Annotated in this window: 20 protein-coding genes; 13 read left to right on the top strand and 7 right to left on the bottom strand. The window is 68.4% G+C overall.

What is annotated here, in order from left to right; genetic code table 11:
• Positions 1–13 precede the first annotated feature (13 nt).
• The 3 genes from AB0436_RS06225 to AB0436_RS06215 all read right to left on the bottom strand — a co-directional run bounded on the left by AB0436_RS06225 (position 14) and on the right by AB0436_RS06215 (position 3,497).
• Positions 14–949: a sugar ABC transporter permease gene (locus AB0436_RS06225; RefSeq protein WP_366466524.1), complete on the bottom strand. Its 936-nt coding sequence runs from the start codon at positions 947–949 to the stop codon at positions 14–16.
• The gene (locus AB0436_RS06220) at positions 949–2,286 is read right to left on the bottom strand and encodes an extracellular solute-binding protein (protein ID WP_366466523.1); all 1,338 of its coding nucleotides are present in this window, start codon (positions 2,284–2,286) and stop codon (positions 949–951) included. Before AB0436_RS06220 ends, AB0436_RS06225 begins: the two co-directional genes overlap by 1 nt.
• Positions 2,287–2,498: 212 nt before the next feature.
• Positions 2,499–3,497 (bottom strand): LacI family DNA-binding transcriptional regulator, encoded by a 999-nt coding sequence (locus AB0436_RS06215; RefSeq protein ID WP_366466522.1) that lies wholly within the window; start codon positions 3,495–3,497, stop codon positions 2,499–2,501.
• A 241-nt stretch (positions 3,498–3,738) separates the two neighbouring features.
• Between AB0436_RS06215 and AB0436_RS06210 the strand changes: the two genes are divergently transcribed.
• The 7 genes from AB0436_RS06210 (at position 3,739) to AB0436_RS06180 (ending at position 11,137) form a co-directional block, all read left to right on the top strand.
• On the top strand, positions 3,739–4,878 hold the full coding sequence (locus AB0436_RS06210) for a hypothetical protein (RefSeq protein WP_366466521.1): 1,140 nt from the start codon (positions 3,739–3,741) through the stop codon (positions 4,876–4,878).
• Between the two features lie 41 nt (positions 4,879–4,919).
• Positions 4,920–5,684 carry an alpha/beta fold hydrolase gene (locus AB0436_RS06205; RefSeq protein WP_366466520.1) on the top strand — a complete coding sequence of 255 codons (765 nt, stop codon included), beginning with the start codon at positions 4,920–4,922 and terminating at the stop codon, positions 5,682–5,684.
• Between the two features lie 9 nt (positions 5,685–5,693).
• Positions 5,694–7,004: a histidinol dehydrogenase gene (hisD, locus tag AB0436_RS06200; RefSeq protein WP_366466519.1), complete on the top strand. Its 1,311-nt coding sequence runs from the start codon at positions 5,694–5,696 to the stop codon at positions 7,002–7,004.
• Entirely contained in the window at positions 7,001–7,774 is a 774-nt protein-coding gene (locus AB0436_RS06195; protein ID WP_366466518.1) for an SDR family oxidoreductase, read from the top strand. The genes hisD and AB0436_RS06195 overlap by 4 nt, the downstream gene beginning before the upstream one ends.
• Complete coding sequence (locus AB0436_RS06190; RefSeq protein WP_366466517.1) at positions 7,771–8,553, top strand: aldolase/citrate lyase family protein; 783 nt, start codon at positions 7,771–7,773, stop codon at positions 8,551–8,553. The genes AB0436_RS06195 and AB0436_RS06190 overlap by 4 nt, the downstream gene beginning before the upstream one ends.
• Positions 8,554–8,688: 135 nt before the next feature.
• Positions 8,689–10,035, top strand: a complete 1,347-nt coding sequence (locus tag AB0436_RS06185) for an MFS transporter (RefSeq protein WP_366466516.1) — start codon at positions 8,689–8,691, stop codon at positions 10,033–10,035.
• A gap of 103 nt (positions 10,036–10,138) precedes the next feature.
• Complete coding sequence (locus AB0436_RS06180) at positions 10,139–11,137, top strand: ester cyclase (RefSeq protein WP_366466515.1); 999 nt, start codon at positions 10,139–10,141, stop codon at positions 11,135–11,137.
• 68 nt (positions 11,138–11,205) lie between these two features.
• Here the strand turns inward: AB0436_RS06180 and AB0436_RS06175 are convergent, their stop codons facing one another.
• On the bottom strand, positions 11,206–12,252 hold the full coding sequence (locus tag AB0436_RS06175) for a LacI family DNA-binding transcriptional regulator (protein ID WP_366466514.1): 1,047 nt from the start codon (positions 12,250–12,252) through the stop codon (positions 11,206–11,208).
• A 125-nt stretch (positions 12,253–12,377) separates the two neighbouring features.
• On the opposite strand from AB0436_RS06175, the gene AB0436_RS06170 reads away from it, so the two are divergent.
• From AB0436_RS06170 to AB0436_RS06145, 6 genes are all read left to right on the top strand, one after another.
• Positions 12,378–13,229: a phytanoyl-CoA dioxygenase family protein gene (locus AB0436_RS06170; RefSeq protein WP_366466513.1), complete on the top strand. Its 852-nt coding sequence runs from the start codon at positions 12,378–12,380 to the stop codon at positions 13,227–13,229.
• A complete protein-coding gene (locus AB0436_RS06165) occupies positions 13,222–14,625 on the top strand; it encodes a sugar porter family MFS transporter (protein ID WP_366466512.1) in 1,404 nt (467 codons plus the stop codon). The genes AB0436_RS06170 and AB0436_RS06165 overlap by 8 nt, the downstream gene beginning before the upstream one ends.
• 219 nt (positions 14,626–14,844) lie before the next feature.
• Positions 14,845–15,312 carry a hypothetical protein gene (locus tag AB0436_RS06160; protein WP_366466511.1) on the top strand — a complete coding sequence of 156 codons (468 nt, stop codon included), beginning with the start codon at positions 14,845–14,847 and terminating at the stop codon, positions 15,310–15,312.
• Entirely contained in the window at positions 15,309–15,890 is a 582-nt protein-coding gene (locus AB0436_RS06155) for a DUF4126 family protein (protein ID WP_366466510.1), read from the top strand. Before AB0436_RS06160 ends, AB0436_RS06155 begins: the two co-directional genes overlap by 4 nt.
• Positions 15,890–16,105: a hypothetical protein gene (locus AB0436_RS06150; protein WP_366466889.1), complete on the top strand. Its 216-nt coding sequence runs from the start codon at positions 15,890–15,892 to the stop codon at positions 16,103–16,105. Before AB0436_RS06155 ends, AB0436_RS06150 begins: the two co-directional genes overlap by 1 nt.
• A gap of 47 nt (positions 16,106–16,152) precedes the next feature.
• A complete protein-coding gene (locus tag AB0436_RS06145) occupies positions 16,153–16,866 on the top strand; it encodes a DUF1990 family protein (protein WP_366466509.1) in 714 nt (237 codons plus the stop codon).
• A 39-nt stretch (positions 16,867–16,905) separates the two neighbouring features.
• Here AB0436_RS06145 and AB0436_RS06140 read toward each other — a convergent pair whose 3' ends face one another.
• The 3 genes from AB0436_RS06140 to panD form a co-directional block, all read right to left on the bottom strand.
• Complete coding sequence (locus tag AB0436_RS06140; RefSeq protein ID WP_366466508.1) at positions 16,906–17,652, bottom strand: hypothetical protein; 747 nt, start codon at positions 17,650–17,652, stop codon at positions 16,906–16,908.
• A gap of 563 nt (positions 17,653–18,215) precedes the next feature.
• Positions 18,216–18,554: a GNAT family N-acetyltransferase gene (locus tag AB0436_RS06135; protein ID WP_366466507.1), complete on the bottom strand. Its 339-nt coding sequence runs from the start codon at positions 18,552–18,554 to the stop codon at positions 18,216–18,218.
• A 3-nt stretch (positions 18,555–18,557) separates the two neighbouring features.
• Positions 18,558–18,989, bottom strand: a complete 432-nt coding sequence (panD, locus tag AB0436_RS06130; RefSeq protein WP_366466506.1) for an aspartate 1-decarboxylase — start codon at positions 18,987–18,989, stop codon at positions 18,558–18,560.
• Between the last annotated feature and the right edge of the window lie 566 nt (positions 18,990–19,555).

Here is a 19,555-nt window from a genome sequence, read left to right as displayed (position 1 = left end):
CTTCCGCTTGTTGCTAGGCATCGGCCTTCCTCCGGTTCACACCGAACTGCGCTGCCACCGCGATCACGCAGAGCACCACCACGACGATGCTGACAGCAGTCGCATAACCAACCTGTGGAACCGAACCGGACAGAGTCCCGAAAGCGAGGCTGTACAGGTAGGTGCCCAGCACGTCGGACGCATGGTTGGGACCACCCTGAGTCATGACGAAGACGAGATCGAAGGTCTTGAGTCCGTTGATCAGATTGAGGGTGATCACCACTCCGGTGACGGTGCGCAGCATCGGGACCGTGATCTTGGTCAACCGCTGCCACCCATTGGCTCCGTCGATCCGAGCTGCCTCGTAAAGGACGGGATTGATGCCCTGCAGGCCGGCGACGAAGATCAACATGTACAGGCCGAACGACTGCCACAGCGACACCACGATGATCGCGGGCACTACCGTTGTCGGGTCGCCCAGCCACTGGCCGGCGAGCGCGTTCAGGCCGATGTCCTTCAGGAGGCGGTTGAGGACGCCGAGGTTGGGGTCGTAGATGAGCTGCCAGATAGTGCCCGTGACCACGAAGGAGATCACACCGGGCAGGAACAGGATCGTGCGAATGAGGGCGCCTGCTCTGCGCCATGCGGTGTTGACCAGCACCGCGACCAGCATCGGGACCACTGTCTGCAGGACCGTCGTAACGGCCGTGAAGATGATGGTGACGAGCAGAGCGCGGCGGAAGACCGGGTCATGTGCCAGGCGGGTGTAGTTGTCCACACCCACGTAGGTGGGGGTTGCGTACCCGCTGTAGGAGGTGAAGCTGAAATAGATCGCCCGCACGATCGGCCATGCCACGAAGGCGAGGAAGAGGACGACCGTCGGCAGAATGAAGACATAGCCGGTGAGCTGCTGTCGTGGCTTCCGGCGGGCGACACTTCGGCCAGGTGTCCGCTGTGCTGTGGCAGCCATTACCTGCGCGCCCTTTCGACGGTCTGCTGCATCGCTTCAGCCGCCTTCCTCGGGCTCATCTGTCCGCCGATGAGCGCGGCCAACGGGTCAGCTGTGCCGGCCGATCCCCGGCCGAAGGGGATGTGGGGTGCGCCATTCCCGGCGATGAGCCACGAGGTCATCTCCTTCAGTGTCGGGTCGGACACACGCTCGGCAGCGGCCTTGGTCGACGGCATGCCGAACGAGGCATTCATGACACCGGTGTACCGGTCACGCTGGTAGAGAAACCGGAGGAACTCCAGCGCGGCCTCTTTGTTCGGGCTGGTCTCGCTCACGGCCAGCCCTGCGCCCGCTTGATTGGCGCACCAGTGTCTTCCCCCGGACTTGAGAGCGGGTGTCTGCGCGACACGGTAGCTGTGCGCGAATGAGGGCGACGCGTTCTGTTGGATGTCCTGCGGCACCCACGAGCCCATGAACAGCATCGCCGCCCTGCCGGTGTAGAACAGCTGCTCGGCCTGGGTTGTCTGGGTGGCGTTGACGCCGTCCTGGAAGGCCCCGCCCCGCACGAGCCTGTCCACCAGCTCGAGAGCATGGACGACCGAGGGATCCGTCCACTGCACGCCGCCTTCCAGGCGGTCCAGCTTCAGCACGTATCCCGGATCGTCGGCGACCTGGGCAATCAGTGGCCAGAAGAAGTCGATACCGTTGGTGCCCGGATTATTGCTCAGGATGCATGGGAGTTTGCCCGTCTTCGACTTCACCGCCTTCGATGCAGCGAGCAGATCGTCCCACGTCTCCGGTGGTTGCACTCCCGCAGCAGAGAGGATCTGCGGGTTGTAGAAGATCCCGAATGTTTGCGCCATCCATCCGACCGCGTACTGCTTGCCGCTGTCCGCGTACTCCTGATTGATGGAGTCGAAGAAGTCGGCGATGAAGTCGGAGCCGAGCTCTTTCCTCAAATCGGCCGAGATGCCGGCCTTGCCGTACTCCAGCGCGAGGACATGTGGGGCGAAGACCTCCGGGGGGTTACCGCCGGCGACAGCCGCCTGCAGCGCGGGGAGATAGGAATTGGTGCCCCCGAACAGCCGGTTCTCGATCTTGATACTGGGGTGGTGGTGCTCGAATTCCTCGATGAGCTGCGGCCACTGGTGGCTTTGGTAGGTGTACCAAGTCCAGACCCGGACCCTGGCCTTGCCACCGACTCTGTCTCCGGAGGAATCGCATCCAGTCAGTAGGGGCGCGGCGGTGGCGAGTCCCGCGGCACCGATGCCTGCTCTCAGCAATCCCCGCCGGCTGAGCGGCTTTCCGGAATGGACGTCCACAGATGCGGCAGGAGTGCCGGGGTGCGCTGTTGACATGCTGCTCTCCCTTCAGCAGGGTCGGTACGCAGCCCGCAGGGGGCCACGTACCAACCCTGACCCCAAAAATGAGGCCAGGAGAACGTCGACGTACCTCGCGGCCGACCAGAGGCCGAAGCACCACCTCAATGGCGGTCTCACGTCGAGAAACGAGCGCTGATCCACTGCGGCTCACACGCGCCGTCCCGCTTCCGGAGTACCGCCGGATCAGCTCAGGGAACGCGGGCGTGTGTGGCCCGCGGCACGAACTCGGTGGGCAGAATCAGGCGTTCGCCTGCGGGATCGGCCTCGCCGTTGATCCGTCGTACCAGCAGGCGCGCCGCCTGGTAGGAGAGTTCGCACAGGTCGTGCCGGACCGTGGTCAGCCGGAACACCTCCCAGTCCGCCATGGGGAGGTCGTCGAAGCCGATCACGGTGAGATCGTCCGGAACCCGGATCCCGGCCGCGACCGCTGCGTTCAGAACGCCGATGGCGACCACATCGTTACCGCAGAAAACCGCCGTCGGTGTTTCGGCGGCGGCAAGCAGAAAGGGCAGCGCCTCATATCCTGTGTCGTACTCGAAGGACCCGCGCGCCACGCGGTCCTCCGGCAGACCGATCCCGGCATCGGCCAGGGCAAGCCGGAAGCCGAGTTCACGCTCGCGTCCGGTGGTCGTATTGGATGACCCGAAGATGCCCGCGATCCGGCGGTGCCCCAACCCGACGAGCACGTCGGCCACCAGACGGCCCCCGCCCTCGTTGTCGACGACGGAAGCGTAGTCGCCCCGCTTTCCGGTGTCCCGGTTGAGAAACACATACGGCATGCCACGGCGGTCCAGCTGAGCCGGAAGACTCGACTCAGTCGTCGCTGTCGCCAGAACAACGCCGTCCAAGGACTGATCCAGGAGGTTCTCCCCGGCCACAGCTTCATCGGATCGCTCTGTGATGAGCATCATCCGGTAGCCCAGGCGCTGGAGTTCGTCGTGCAGCGGCGCGACAACATGGGGGTAGAAAGGATTCGTCAGGTCTGTCACGATGACCCCGATGCGACGCGTGGAACGGGTCGCGAGAGTCCTTCCCGCCTCGCTGGGTACGTAGTTCAACGCCTGCGCGGCCCGCTTGACCTTCTCACGAGTGGCGACCGACACCCGGTGGTCGTCCCGCAAGGCCCGGGAGACCGTCGGCTGCGAGACACCCGCCAGTCTCGCCACGTCGTGACTCGTGATCGCCATCGACCCTCTTCCCGTCGCCCCGTTACGCCGGCGTCGGCGTCGACGCCCAAGCCACTCACTATACGTATGTAGCTTGCGCTCCCCAGCGCCGGCCGCCCCGCACCTCCCGGTCCGACGCCGCGAGAACTCTCACCGCGACATGCAGCATACGCCTGAAACCGATCACGCGTGTGCCCTTGACATCACCCGGTGGAAGGCCTGTTATGGGTAATGCATACGTATTCCAGGTCAAGGAGCAGCCATGCCCGATGTCGTCGTTTCTACCGGGGAGCTGGGTCGCCGCACGGTCCGCCGCAGTGACTTCGTCTCCTGCAACCAGGCATTCATCGACTGCCGTACGCCGGGATCGGACCGAAAGGAGAACTACGCGATGATCGGCCCCGGTGTCTCACAGGCCGCCGGCCAGCACGTCAACCTCCGACTGCCGCACGGTTTCAACATCGGTGCCGCGGCCATGCCGCACGGCATCACCAACAACCTTCACCTGCACTACACGGCGGAGGTGTTCGTCTGCACCGAGGGCGAGTACCTGCTGCGCTGGGGCGCGGACGGCAACGAGGGGGAACTGCTGCTCAAGGCGGGAGACATCGCCTCCATCCCGACGTGGATCTTCCGTGGCTTCACCAACACCGGTCCGGACGACGGATGGCTGTTCACCGTGCTCGGCATGGACGACACCGGCGGCATCATCTGGGGTCCCTCGGTACTGCGTGAGGCGGAGGGGCACGGCCTGTACCTCACCGCCGACAATGAACTGATCGACGCGGTCGCCGGCGACGAGATCCCGGTCGACACCGAGCTGACCAGGCCCATGGAACAGGAGTACATCGACCAGCTCCGGCACTACAGCGCTGATCAGATGAAGCGCCGCATTGCGGCGGCGGACGAACTCGTGTGGTCCGAGCGACCCTTCCTCGACAGCACGCTGGCCGGCGGAGGCGTGCGGCTGAGCTGCGTCGTCGGGTACGGCATGACGGAAGATCCGCACCAGGAACCCCGGATCTTCAATCCGCACGGCCACAACATCGCCTGGCTGCGCGCCGAGCCCGGCCAGGGCGTCTCCCTCCACCGGCAGAGTGAGACACAGACCCTGATCATCAAGAGCGGCCTCTGGGAAGTCACCCTGAACCGCACCGACCCGGTCTCGGTGCGGCTGGGACCGCGCGACATTCTCTCCGTTCCGCAGGACGCCTGGCGCACGCTGCGCAATGTCGGTGACACGGAGGGCGATCTCCTGGTCGTCAACTCGGGCGACGGCCGGGTGCGCATGGAGTGGGACGAGGAGGTCGTCAAGAGTGCCGCCGACGCGGGGCTCGGCATCGACCACAACGGCTACATCGCCCCGTACGCCCTCCTGCCTCGCTCCGCGCGCCGCTGGTGACCGCCGCCCCCCGGAGCGGGCCCTCCGGGCCCCTGCCCCTGGTGGCGATTCCCGGTATGCTCTGCGACGCGAGCCTCTGGTCCGACGTGGTATTCCCGGACGGGCACGAGGTGCATCACCTCGCACTGACGAAGCCGGACATCGGCGAGCTGGCCAACGACGCCCTGTCCTCGGTATCCGGCCCGTTCGTCCTGGTCGGGCTCAGTCTTGGGGCCATCGTCGGCTTCGAGGTGCTGCGCCGGGCTCCGGAGCGGGTCGCGGGCTTCTGCGCGATGTCGACCAACGCGGGCGCACCCAGGTCCGAGCAGTACACGGCCTGGCACGCGATGGGCGAACTGATCACCGACGGCCGGTTCGCCGACGTCGTGGAACAGACGCTGCCCGGCATGTTCGATGTGCCGGATCCGCCGGAAGCGTTGGCGGGACGCTACCGGAGCATGGCACAGGCCGTCGGCCCAGGTGCCGCCCGTGCCCAGCTCACCGCGCAGGCGACCCGCGCCGACGCGTTCGGCTGGCTGCGGAACTCCGGATGTCCTTCGGTCGTGCTGTACGGCACCCGGGACAGGCTGTGCCCGCCGGACTTCCACCGGTCGATCGCCGGGGCCATGCCGGGCGCGCGGCTGCGCGAGCTGTCCGGCGCCGGTCACCTACTGCCGTGGCAGCGTCCACACGCCGTTTCCTCCGCACTGCGGGACCTGCTCAGGGAGGCGGAACGGGCTCGACAACCGGATACCGGCGCCCCTCCCCCTGCTTCATCCTCACTCGTCCGAACACCATCACCGCATTCGACAACCGACCTGAAATGAGAGCCGTCCATGCCCCGTTTCCTCAAGTCCCCCGTACCCGCCGGTGAGGTGCGCGCCGCCCGGGCGGACGTCGCCGACCGCGTCAGCGCCATCCTCGCCGACATCCGCGAACGGGGTGACGAAGCGGTCCGCCAGTATTCCGAGAAGTTCGACAACTGGAGCCCCGAGTCCTTCCGTCTCGGACCTGACGAGATCAGCAGGATCGTTTCCGGAGTGCCGGACACGGTGCTCGACGACATCCGCTTCGTTCAGCATCAGGTGCGTACGTTCGCCCAGGCGCAGCGCGATTCGTTGCGTGACGTCGAGATCGAGACGCTGCCCGGCGTGCACCTGGGGCACCGGCATGTGCCGGTGGCCGGCGCGGGTGCCTACGTACCCGGCGGCCGCTACCCGCTGACCGCGTCGGCGCACATGACGATCGTGACCGCGAAGGTCGCCGGTGTGCCCCGGGTCGCCGCCTGCACTCCGCCGATCCGTGGGGAGATCCCCGCCGCCACGGTCGCAGCGATGCAGCTGGCGGGCGCCGACGAGATCTACCTCCTCGGCGGCGTCCAGGCCGTCGCGGCCCTCGCCATCGGAACCGAGACCATCGGCCGGGTGCCGCTGATCGCCGGGCCGGGCAACGCTTACGTCGCCGAGGCCAAGCGCCAGCTGTTCGGCGAGGTCGGTATCGACCTGTTCGCCGGTCCCACCGAGATCCTGGTGATCGCCGACGAGCAGGCGGACCCGTTCGTCGTCGCCGTTGACCTGCTCTCGCAGGCCGAGCACGGACCGGACTCCCCGGCCGTCCTCGTCACCACCTCCGAGAAGCTGGGCCGGACCGTGCAGGGGCACATCGACCGGCTGCTCCCCTCCATGCCGACCCGGGACTTCGCCGAGCCGGCCTGGCGCGACCACGGAGAGATCGTCGTGGCCGGTTCCCTCGACGAGGCCTTCGAGATCGCGGACTCCTACGCCAGCGAACACGTCGAGGTGCTCACCGAGAACCCGCGCCAGGCGCTGGACCGGATGCGCGACTACGGTGCACTCTTCCTGGGCGAAGGTACCTGCGTCTCCTACGGCGACAAGGTCATCGGGACCAACCACGTCCTGCCCACCCGGGGCGCCGCCCGCTACACCGGTGGCCTGTGGGTCGGCAAGTACCTGAAGACGGTCACCTACCAGGAAGTGACGGACACCTCCTCGTCGGCGCTGCTCGGCGAGGTGTGCGGGCGCGCCGCGCGCGTCGAGCTGTTCGAGGGGCATGCCCGCTCCGGTGACGTACGAGCGGCCAAGTACGGCAACGGCACGCTGCCGTGGAACGGTGAGGACGGCGCATGACCGGCAGCACGGCCCCGCTGACCGGGCGCACCGCGCTCGTCAGCGGAGGCGGCAGCGGACTCGGCAGCGCCATCACGCGTTCCCTGCTCTCCGACGGCGCCCGGGTGGTGATCACCGGCCGGCACGGGCGCAAACTCAAGGAGACGGCGTCGGCCTTCGGCCCGGACGTCACCTACCGGGTCTGCGACGTCTCCGAGCCCTCCGACGTGGAAGCACTCGCCGAGAGCCTCGCGGGTGAGGAGATCTCGGTCCTCGTCAACAACGCCGGGATCGCGGGGCCGGTGGCTCCCCTGACCGACATCTCGGCGGACGACTGGGACGAGGTCTTCGACGTCAACGTCCGGGGAGTGTTCCTGATGTGCCGCGCCTTCCTGCCGGCCATGGCGGAGCGGGGCACCGGCGACATCATCAACATCGCCTCGGTGTCGGGAAAGCGCCCGCTGCTGCGCCGCACTCCCTACTGCGCGTCGAAGATGGCGGTCATCGGCCTGACCGCGACCCTGGCGGGTGAGGTCGGCCCCTCGGGGGTCACGGTGAACTCCCTGTCCCCCGGGCCCGTCTCAGGACCGAGAATGCAGCGGAACTTCCGCCTCGAGGCGGAACGGACCGGCTGCAGCTACGCGGAGGCGGAGGCAGCCTTCGTGTCGCGGTCGGCGCTCGGGCGGATGGTCACCGAGGAAGAGGTCGGTGCCGCCGTGAGTGCGATGCTGCGGATGCCGGGGCTCTGCGGTGCCGACATCGACCTGTCCGCGGGGATGGTGGCGCGGTGACGGCGGCGAAAGAGGGACGCCGTTCCCTCAAACAACGATTGGCCGCAGGGGAACGGCTCTACGGTGCTCTGCTCCGGCTCCCGTCGGAGACCCTGGTGGAGATGGCGGGCGTCGCGGGACTCGACTACGTGGTCATCGACTGCGAGCATGGACCCGCCGACATGACGGTGCTCCAGCACCACGTGACGGCCGCCGCGGCTCAGGGGCTCGACGTGCTCGTCCGCGTCGGCATGTCCGAGCCCGCACTCGCCCTGCGCTGCCTGGATCTGGGAGCCGCCGGTCTCATCCATCCACACGTCGACAGCGCGCAGGACGCGCGGCAGGCGGTGGCGGCCGACCGATACCCGCCGCTGGGCCGGCGCGGGTTCGCGACGTACAGCAGGGCGGGCCGCTTCGGCACGGTCTCTGCGGCCGACCACTTGGCCGCGGCGGAACAAACCCTGGTCGTTGCGATGATCGAGACGGCCCGGGCCTGTGCCGTCGCCGAGGAGATCGTCTCCACAGAGGGCGTGGACGCCGTGCTGGTCGGCCCGGCCGACCTGGCGGCCGACTGCGGCTTCCCCGGTCAGGACGTCATCGACGGGCTGATCGCCACGGCGCACCGGGCGACCCGTGCGGCGGGCCGGTCGGTCATGACCATCGTGCCCGGCGCCGCCGGCGCCAGGGCGGCAGAGCAGGCAGGTGCCCAACTTGTGCTCTACAACATGGCGCACGTCCTGATGGACACCTTCCGGGCCCTGGTCCCACCTCGGCCCGGGGACGGGGACCACCGACGTTGACCGGCAGCGGCCGGCCGCCGGCCACCAGCCCTCGATGTACCGCAATTCACCTCTTGACGTCCTCCGCCCCGCTCCTTAGTGTTCGGCGGAAGTTCATACGTATGCATTGCAGGTAACCGCGCGAATGGAGAAGCCATGTCCGCTGTAGTGCCGCCCCCGACCGCCGTTGATACCGAGAGGATCGACGAGGAGAAGCGGAATGCGATACGCCGAGCCATCGGCGCGGGAAGCATCGGGAACTTCGTAGAGCAGTTCGACTTCGGTCTCTACGGCTACCTTGCACCGATCCTGGCCCCGTCCTTCTTCCCCGACAGCAACCCGACCGCGGCAGTGCTCAGCACCTACGCGATTCTCGCCATCGCGTGCCTGTTCCGTCCCCTGGGCGGGACCCTGGTCGGGCGCTGGGGAGACCGGGCGGGCCGCAGGAAGACGCTGCTGTGGACCATCGCGTTCATGGGAGTAGCCACCGCCCTGATCGGCGCACTGCCGACGTACCAACAGATCGGGCTCTTCGCACCCCTCCTTCTTCTGCTGCTGCGCGTCGTCCAGGGCATGATCTCCGGCGGCGAGTACGTGGGAGCGGTGGCCTTCATCGTGGAGTGGGCGGAGCCCAAGCGGCGCGCCTACTACACGTCGTACGCCTCCAACAGCTGCTTCCTCGGCCTCCTCGCCGGGGCCGGCACCGCCGCGCTGACCAGCTGGGCGTTCCAGGGCCCCGCGCTGGATTCGTGGGGCTGGCGGATCCCCTTCCTGCTCACGCTGCCGCTGAGCGCGGTCGGGATCTGGCTGCGCAAGCGCATCGGGGAGACGCCGGAGTTCGTCCGCGCCACGCAGGACGGCACCCAGATCGCCAAGGCGCCGGTCCGCGAGGCGCTGCGCTCGCAGTGGCGGCCGATGCTCGTCTTCTGCGGCGTCTCGGTGATGCTGGCGATCCTGTCCTACAGCTGGGTCACGTTCTATCCCCAGTATCTGACCGGCACACTGGGTCTGCCTCGCTGGATGGCCCTGATCTCCAACGCGATCTCGATCGCGGTCCTCATCCCGCTGCTGCCACTGGCCGGCCGCCTCTCGGACCGGATCGGCCGCAAACCGATGCTGATCGCTGGGGCCATCGGGTGCATCGTCCTGGTCCCGCTGGCCTTCCGGGTCGGTCAGGAGGGCACGTTCGGCGCGGCGATCGTGAGCCAGCTGATCTACATCATCCCGGAATTCTTCCTGACCGGCATCGTCACGGTCTGCGTCGCGGAGCTCTTCGCCACCCGCACCAGGTTCAGCGCCAGCGCCATCGCGTACAACAGCTCCTTCTCCATCTTCCAGGGGATCACGCCGTTCGTCGCAGCCGCGCTGGTCAGTACCTTCGGCACGATCTACGCGGTGTGGGTGTACCTCGCGGTGGCGGCGGTACTCGCCCTGGTCGTGGTCAGCGCCTTCATGACGGAGACGTTCCGGAGCCAGCTGGGCGCTGACAAGTTCGCACGGTGAACCTCCTCGGCCGCAGGACCACCCGCTGCCCGGGACCCGCACACCACCCCGGCGTCCGACACGTCATACATACGCATACAGCGATTCGCGAGAGGACAAGCCCATGCCGTTGGACCCCGTTGCCTATCTCCCGTACAACGACCCGGACGACTTCATCCGTGAGGTGACCGACCGCATCTGGGTCGGCCGGGACGTGGCGTACATCGTGGACAACTACGAGCCGGACTCGATCGTCCACACCGGCCTCGGCACCCTCGTCGGTCGTGACGGTGTGATCGAGGGCAGCACGATGCGGATGGGCAGTACACCCCAGCACATCGGCCAGGCCGAGGACGTGGTGTGGGAGGCCCGCGGGAACGACGCCTTCCTCAGCTCGCACCTGGTCTTCTCCGCGGACGAGCATCTGGTCGGCGGTCAGAACATCCGTATCCGTAAGCGGACTGTCGCCAACTGTCTCTACCGCCGGGGACGGATGGTCGAGGAGTGGGTGGTCCGCGACGAGCTCGCGGACTGTCTGCAGCGCGGCGTGGACCCGGACGACGCGGCGCGCGCACTGCGGTTCCAGGGATACAGCGGTTCGATGACGGAGGAGCCGCCGAAGGACGTTCTGCTGGCGGGTGTCAGTGGTACGCGTCCGGACGACTTCCGGCCCGAGTGCGAGATGGTCCTCGAGTTCATCGACGAGGTCTGGACACAGCGCCGACTGCACAGGGTCAACGACTTCATGGTGCGAGACCTCTTTCTGCACACGATCGGCGACCGGACCGTCATCCGGCCGGAGCGATACCAGAGCGATCTGCTGGCCATGGTCGGCGCCTTCCCCGACGCGCAGTTCGCGGTGCGGGACGTGCAGACCAACTACTCCGAGCGTTACGCCGGCCTGCGGGTCGCCGTCCTGTGGACCATGCACGGCACCTACCGGGGAACGCCCGCCTTCGGGCAACTGACCGACAGCCCCGTCACCGTCCTCGGGGTATCCCAGTTTCTGATCCAGCAGGGCCGGATCGTTCGGGAGTTCCGGATCTACGACGAGATCTCACTGCGGGCCCAGATCAACAGCACCCGCGGTGACGGCCCGCCGGCCGAGGCCAACATCTACTGAGCCGAACGGCCCACCGTGAGCCCGGGCACTGCGACAGTGCGGGCCATGTCGGCGTCGGCGCCACCGGGTCAGGAGATACGCGCCGCGGATCCGCCGGAACCTGCTGCGCACCGGCTGCTGCCTCGGACATCGAGCTGATGCGGGATGACGACATCCAGCGGAGGCACCGCCGCGGCAGGGCTGTAGATACGGTCGGCCAGACACTGCAGCGCCCGTTCGGCGATCTGCTTCTTGTCCGGCACCACGGTGGTCAGCGGCGGATAGGCGTATCGCGCGTCCTCGATGCCGTCGAACCCCACGAACGCGAGGTCCTCCGGGATGTGGAGGCCGCGTTCATGTGCCACGTGCATCGCGCCCAGGGCGAGTTCGTCACTGAACGCGAAGACGGCGTCGGGCCGCGCATCTCGCTCCAGGAGCGAGGTCATGGCCTCGGCGCCGTCCTCGCGGTGCAGCTCCGCCACCGGCCTCTCCAGCGCCGGGTCGGGTGACAGCCCCGCACGGCGCAGTGCGCGGTGATAGCCCTCCAGCCGCTGGCGGGCCGTCTCGTTGTGCAGATGGGGCTGCACACCGATCGCCGCGATCCGCTTGCGCCCGATGCCCAGCAGGTGGGTCGTCGCCTCGTCGGCCGCGAGGACACTGTCGACGGCGACACGATCCGCCAGCCCCTCCGCGCGTTGCTCCCCCAGCAGGACTACCGGCACGTGGCGGGCACGGGCAGTCACTTCCTCCGTCCTGAGGGCCCAGGGGCTGGTGATCAGGCCGTCGACCAGCCGCCCCCCGGTTCCTTCGAGGAGCCGCCTCTCCGCCTCGGCATCGCCGAAGGTCTGATCGATGACGACGGTCCAGGACCGCTGCTGAGCTGCGGCGACGATGAGGCCGGCGAGCTCACCGAAGTACGGCGAGTGCAACTCGGGAATGGCCAGGCCGATCAGCCCCGTACGGCCGGCGCGCAGGTTGCGGGCAGCGAGGTTCGGGCGGTAGCCGAGTTCGTCCAATACGGCCTGCACCCGGGCCCGGGTCTGCTCGGCCACCGGTGCGGAGCCACTGACGACATTGGAAACGGTACGGATCGATACCCCGGCCCGGGCGGCCACGTCCTTCAGGCGACTGCTCACGGTGGCCATCTTGGCATGGGGCGATGCGATGGACCAAGAGCGCCAAGAAGTCGCAAGAGGGGTATTGCAACGTTGCATGCTTCGTTGCACGATGAGGCGAACGCAGTACGGCGTAAGGAGGCCCCATGACTACGCACGCATACCCCGGCATCTCCATGCACAGGCTCGACATCGACGTGTCGGCCGACGTGGAGGCCCTGTACAGCGACGGCATCACCGCCCGGAAGGGCGCGTTCACCAAGGAGTGGGCGGACCAGCTCCGGGAGGACGTGGACGCGGCCTTCACCGACGCATACGCACGCCCCGGCGGCGCGGTGGGGCGCGGGCCGAACCGGTACTACGTGGAGATCCACCCCGAGCAGATCAGGGGCTTCGTCGAACTGGTCGACCATCCCTGGGTGCGATCACTGTGCACCGCGGTGCTCGGACCGGACTACCGGATCGTGGAACTCGGCTTCGACGTTCCGCTGGAGGGCGCCGTCAACCAGCCGTGGCACAGGGACTTCCCGATGCCCGAGGAGACTCGCCGCGAGCGGCGGCTGACCTCCCTCGCCATCAATGCGACCACCGTCGACACCGCCGAGGACATGGGTCCCTTCGAAATCGCGCCGGGCACACAGTGGGACGACAGCCCTGAGTTCGAGCACGGCATGTTCCCGCCCAAGTCGCACTACGACCGGTACCTGGAACGTGCCGTGCGCAAGTACCCCCGGCGCGGGGACATCTCCGCCCGCACCGCGCTGACCGTTCACCGCGGCACGAAGAACGAGTCCGCCATGTCCCGCCCCGTCCTGGTGCTCGGCATCGACGGGCCGCAGGCGAGCAACGGCGACCGGCACGACACCGCGGTCACCCGTGCCTTCTGGAACTCCCTGCCCGAGCGTGTCCGCCGGCACCTCGACTGCCCGGTGGTGGACGAACTGGTACCGGTCAGCCAGAAGCACACCATCGAGGGCCTGGTCATGGGCGATGTCTGAGGCGGCCACGATCACGGCAAAGACCCCTGATACAGGCCGCTGGCCCGCCCATGTCTACGCGGTGGCAGCCGTCTCCGCCCTGGGCGGCCTCCTCTTCGGATACGACACCGGCATCATCTCCGGTGCGCTGCTCTACCTCCGGGAAGATCTGCACCTCTCGTCACGGGGACAGGAAATCGTCGTCAGCGTCATCCTCGTGGGCGCGATGATCGGTGCCGTGGCGTCCGGACGGCTCGCCGGGCGGCACGGCAGGCGCCGCATCGTGCTCTGGGTCGCGGTGATCTTCGCGGTGGGCGCGCTCGGCGCCGCGGTCGCCCCGAACACCGGCACCCTGATCGCGGCACGTCTCGTCCTCGGGCTGTCCGTCGGCGGGGCATCGAACATGGTGCCCGTCTACATCGCCGAGGTGGCCCCGCCCGCCATCCGCGGGCGCCTGATGGTGCTCTTCCAACTGATGGTGGCCATCGGGCAGTTGATCGCATACCTGTGCGGCTGGCTCTTCGCCGGCAGCGGCGGGTGGCGGGTGATGTTCGGCCTGGCCGTCATCCCGGCCGCCGCACTGGCCGTCGGTATGACCAAACTGCCGGAGAGCCCCCGCTGGCTTGTCGAGCAGGGACGCGCCGACGTGGCCCACGCGGTGCTGCGCCGGCTCCGCCCGCAGGGGGTTGACGTCACAGCCGAGATCGCCGGCATCCGCGAAGTCTCCAAGTCGGCCCCGCCGCGGGACAGCCGGGCGCTTCTGCGGCCGTGGCTGCGCCCTGCCCTGGCCGTCGCGCTCGGGGTGGCCGCGTTCTCCCAACTGACCGGTATCAACGCGATCGTCTATTACGCCCCCACGATCCTGTCGGACGCGGGGTTCGGAAAGTCGGCCGCGCTGGTCACCGGCATCGGGATCGGGGCGATGCTCGTCGTCGCGGGCATCACCGGCGCCGTCGCGGTGGACGCCATCGGCCGCCGCCGGACCATGCTCTGCTTCCTCCCGTTGTCCGGCCTGGCCATGGCCGTGCTGGGCGTGGCCTTCCTGCTGGACGATTCAGCCGCCCAGCACTGGATCGTGATCACCGCGCTGTTCGCATACATCCTGTGCAACGGCATCGGCATGCAGTCCGTTGTCTGGCTGATCGGGCCCGAGATCCTCCCGCTCAGCGTCCGCGGACCGGCCACCAGCCTCGCTACCCTGACCGTCTGGGGTTTCGACCTCCTGATCGCCGTCACCGCACTCAGCGCGATCAACTCCGTCGGCAGGTCCGGGACGTTCTTCCTCTACGCCGCGATGAACGTGCTCTGCGTCGTCTTCGTTGTGCTGAAGGTGCCGGAGACCCGCAACAGGCCGCTGGAGGACATCGAGCGAGCGCTGCGCGCACCCGGTTCGCTGCGCCGGAATCTCGCCGCATGAGAACGACCGGGTACGGCGGCCGGGCAGGCGTGCCCCACTTTGGGGGTCAGCCTGCCCGGTGCCGGCCGAACAGTGCTGCCGTGGCGTTCGGAACTGCCAGAACTTGCCGGTTGTCCGGCTTGGGACGACGCTGGGTGCAGAGCGGCATGGGCTTCGCGTCAGTGCCCGCGCGCGACCGATCAGGTACTGCAGCCGATGTGGAAGGGGGCGTGTCGCGTCATGTATCTCGGCATTGTGCGTGGTCTCGCTGCGGGCGCAGCCGGTACGACGGCATTGCACGCCATGACGTACGCGGACATGGCCGTGCGTGCGAGGCCTGCGAGCAGTACGCCGGACGAGGTGGTGGACAGACTCGCCGAGAACCTGGGCCACCCCGTACCGGGTAGCGGGTCCGGCCGGGAGAGCCGGCTTTCCGGCCTCGGCGCTCTTTCGGGGATCGCTGTGGGGTGCGGCGTGGGTTCTGCCGTCGCGCTGACGCGTCGCGCGGGGGTGCGCTTGCCGCTGTGGCTGGGCGGACTGGTCACCGGGGCGCTGGCCATGGCGGCCACCGACCTGCCGATGGCCCGGCTGGGCGTCAGCGATCCACGTTCCTGGTCGGCCGTCGACTGGACCTCCGACGTGCTGCCTCATGTCGTCTACGGGCTGGTGACGTACGGCCTGATCACCGCCGGGGACCGGCGGACATGAACGCGACCGCCCATGCACTGGCCCGGGCGGGCCTGATCGGGGCCGCAACGGGCCTGCGCAGCCAGTGCGGACTGGCCGCCGTATCTCTGACCGCCGCCCACCACCCGGCAGGGCCGGCGGCTTCCTTGCTCACTCGGCGCTGGGTCAGAGTGGTGACCGTTTCCGCAGCAGCCGGCGAGTTCCTCGCCGACAAGTCACCGCGCATACCCGACCGTCTTTCACCGGCAGGCCTGATCCCCCGGCTGGTCTTCGCCTCACTGGCAGCCGCCGTACTGACCGTCCGGCACCGCGGCGCAGAGCCTGTGCTGCTCGGCGCTGCGGGCGGCGCCTGCGCTGCCGCGGCCACCGCTTTCGCAGGGGCGAAGTGGCGCGAGACGCCGTCACACCGTGCCTTTCCCGACGGCGTGGCCGCGGTGATCGAGGATCTGCTCGCCCTTGCGCTGGCTCGTGCTGCCTGCGGGTCGGCGCGTCCGACGTACCGAGCTGGGTCAGGCGACAGCCCGGGCCCGGCGGAAGTCGAGGAAGTCATGCCGATGGACGGAAATGCCCCCGGGTCCGGGTCATGGGAGGTCACGTGATGGTCGTCCAGGTGCTGCACAAGGTAGGACTGCGCAGTTCACATGTGCATCTGGCGTCGCTGGGCTCGGTCCTGTTGTGTATCGGTTTTTGGACGCGAGCCAAGGGCTACGACCAGGACGAGCGGGGCAATGCGGAGCGCCGAGCGCTCTTCGTCGGTCTGTGGCCGCCCATGCTCTGGTTGATCGGGCAGTCGCTGCGGGAACTCGAGAGGTGACCTGATGGGCGGCAGGGCGTGGTGTCGGGCTGCGGATGGGGGCGGCCGTGCTGCGTGAGCGCCGCCTGCACCACGATCGAGCGGCCGGACGACTGCGGGCCCTGGCCCGCTTGGACGTCAACTACCGTTTGCCGGCGGGATCCGCTCCTTACTGGAACGCCGGCTGGAACCAGGACAGGTTGTGGTGCACTCTCGCCCGCGAGATCCCGGGAGACCCCGTTTCCGGCGGCGCCTGGGACATCGCCTGTCGCCTGGTGCATGACTATCAATTTGCAGAACCCCGCATTGTGCGCGCGCTGTATCTGCGCGACGACGTGCTCCTCGGCCGGAACATGCTTCTGGAGGGACGCTTCTGCGGTCTCCGATTCGACATGGGTGTCCGCGTCACCTCCGTCATCGACGAGGCACGAGGCACCGGAGAGACGGCTCGGCGCGTATGGGGGTGGGGCTACGAAACCCTGCAAGGCCACTTGGAACAGGGTGAGATGACCTACGAAGTGGTCAAACACCTGCACACCGGGGAAGTGGAGTTCGTGGTGACCGGCCATTCCCGTCGGGCACCACTGGCCAATCCGGTCATCGCGCTCGGCTTCATTCTGTTCGGCCGGATGACACAACACCGCTTCTACCGAGCGAGCGGCCGCCGCCTGCGCCGACTGGTCCAGGCGGAACTACAAGGGTCCGCTCCCCTGTCGGTGCGGACGGTACCCGGCAACACCGCCATCGCCCTCGCCCCCAGCCACGCGCCGGACGGCCGGTGACACCCCAGCGGCGTGTCACGCGTACCGGAAGGCCCGCTGTCAGCAACCCTGCGCCCCGGCGCACAGCTCCGAGGATACGGACCGGGTGACAATGCTGACGCCTCCGCGTGGCCGGCCTCCGGCGATCGCTGCCGCCTGCAAGCAGAAGTGGACCCACATGTTGAACTGGATCTCTTTGCTGATGCGCAGCCTGCCGTAAAGCAGCTCGGCAAACCGGTCCCCGGCCCGCGCCCACGCCTCGACCTGGAAGCACAGAAACTCGCCCTCGGCGGTTGCCCTGAACTCGATCTGCCCGGCTTCCAGATGCCCGCGCAAGGTGGCCAGCCGAAGAGATACCGCGTCCCGGTGCACGACGCGTACCGGGCCGTCCCACGGCCCGGGCATCTGTACCCGGTACTCGTCGCCCGGGCGGGCAGACGCGTCCGGACCGACCGTCTTGTGGAAGACCGCCGCACCGAAGGGCGCCGCCCGGTTGAAATCCCGCGCGATGCGCTCCATGAGCATCTCGGGTTCCATCCGGGCGCCCTCGATGCGGACCATGAATCGGCGATGCAGCAGGCGACCCGAACCGTCCATCAGACGCTGGACGCACTCGTCCACCTGCTCGGCGGGCAGTGGTGGCGGAAGATCGCCGCTGTCCCCGTCCTCCTCGCAGCGGTGCAGTGCGGTGACGCGCCAGACATAGCGCCACGTGACCAGGGTCAGACCGAGGGGAAAGCGCAGCAGCGTGCCCGCCCGACGGGCGAAAGGCGGCCGCCGCGGCTGCGCCGTACGCGGTGCTCTCATCAGCCCAGGATGGCACCGGCCCCGGCCGGTCGCCACGCGATCCTGACCGGGGCGCACAAGCCGAGCACAGCGCCCGGGCCTGGCCGGTCAGCGCCGGGACACCGGTCCGGGCTGCGGTTCCGGCTCCGGTACCGGGTCGGGACCGGGCGGCTGCGGAATCGGATCCGGCGTCGGGGGCGGCGCGGGCGTCGGTCCGGGCACCGGACTCGGCCCGGGTCCTGGCCGGGGCCCTGGGCCCGGTGGCGGTGTGGGCGCCGGGGGCACGGGGTCCGGCCCGCCCGGTCCTGGGATCGGGGGCGCAGGATCGGGGTATGGATGCGTCACGATGGGCCTCCCTCAGTGCCGGCCGTTGTCCTGACCAATGTCTCCTGTCTCCCGTTACGAGTGCCCGTGCCTGCCCGACCCAACCAGGCGCGCCGCCGCCCGCAGCCCCCGACGAGGACTGGAGAGCCGTGACCCCGTCGGCGGACCGGACACCCGCGTCCGGATAACCGTCGCGGTCACCCGCTGCGAAGAGCTCCCAGGCGCCTTCTGCCAGAAGGGTTACCTTCCACCGCTGCGGCTCACCGCTCCCGCGGGTCCGCCGCGAGCTGCTTCCTGGCCTTCTCCACCAGCTCCGGCGAAGCCTCCGGCGCCTGGTCGGGGTGGCGCCCGGCCCAGCGGGCGGCATAGGGGCAGAGCGGCACGACCGGCACGCCCTGACGGGCGGCGATGGCGTAGAACTCGCCGACCAGCGCGCCCGCCACCCCCTTGCCTTCATGGCCGGGCTCCACGACGGTGTGCACCGCGACGAGAGCGGCGGGCACCGCATCCAGTACGAAGTAGTCGATGCGGCCGATGACCCGGCCGCCCTCCCGTGCTTCCAGCCGTCGCTCGGCCCGGTCGTCGCGGATGTCCGTCATGGATCAGGCTCCTACGGTGAGCGGGCGGGCGTGCGGGCTTCGTTCCTGGTCCGTACCGGGCACCGGCGCGGAGGCGTCCGCGCCGAGCGCAACGATCCGGTTGTCCGCGTCGACATGGACGATGCGCGGCTGGAGTGCGCGGGCCTCCGCGTCGTCGACCTGGGCGTAGCTGATGAGGATCACCAGGTCACCGGGGTGTACGAGGTGGGCGGCAGCGCCGTTGATGCCGATGACGCCGGAGCCGCGCTCGCCCTCGATGACATAGGTCTCCAGTCGGGCACCGTTGTCGATGTCGACGATGTGCACCAGCTCGCCGGGCAGCAGATCGGCCGCTTCCATGAGCTCCGCATCTATCGTGACGGACCCCACGTAGTGCAGGTCGGCCTCGGTGACGGTGGCGCGATGGATCTTGGACTTGAACATGGTGCGCAGCATTCGGTACTCCAGGGGGTTGGCTCCCTGCCTGCTCTTACAGGTCAAGGGCGTTTTTCACTCTACATCGACACGGTTTTGCGATGGGGTGCCGACCAACATCAAGGACTGAAGCCGACCAGTCGCCGACTTACCTGACGGCACGTCCGCAACGAAGTCGAAAGGACCCTACGCGACAGACGCGGACCACGCTCATGACAGCGGTCACATCATGAGTCCGGATCACAGCGATTCGGTGGTCGGCTGCCCAGCCAAGTCCGCTCGACCACGGCCACGAACACCAGCATGCGTCCCGGAGTCTTGACCTCGCGCGAACGGGGAGCGAGAGCGCACCGTCAGCGACGAGCGGCTTGCGCGCATCTTCGTCTCGGTCCTCGACGGCCTCTTGTTGCGATTCGGCGTCACGCGTTCCGAGGACGGCTGCCGGGAGGACCTCGCGACCGCCATCGAACTGGTCGAAGCCGCGTCTTTCGAGGAGGCGCCGGCCGATGGCCGGCCATCAGCCACCCGGGGCCGCTGATGGCCAAGGCCGAGGAGAGCGGGGAGATCACCGCCTGGTGGTGCTCGCT

Origin of the sequence: Streptomyces sp. NPDC051322, from assembly GCF_040689485.1 — a bacterium.
Classification (GTDB): Bacteria; Actinomycetota; Actinomycetes; order Streptomycetales; family Streptomycetaceae; genus Streptomyces.
This window is presented reverse-complemented; position numbering and strand designations above follow the sequence as displayed.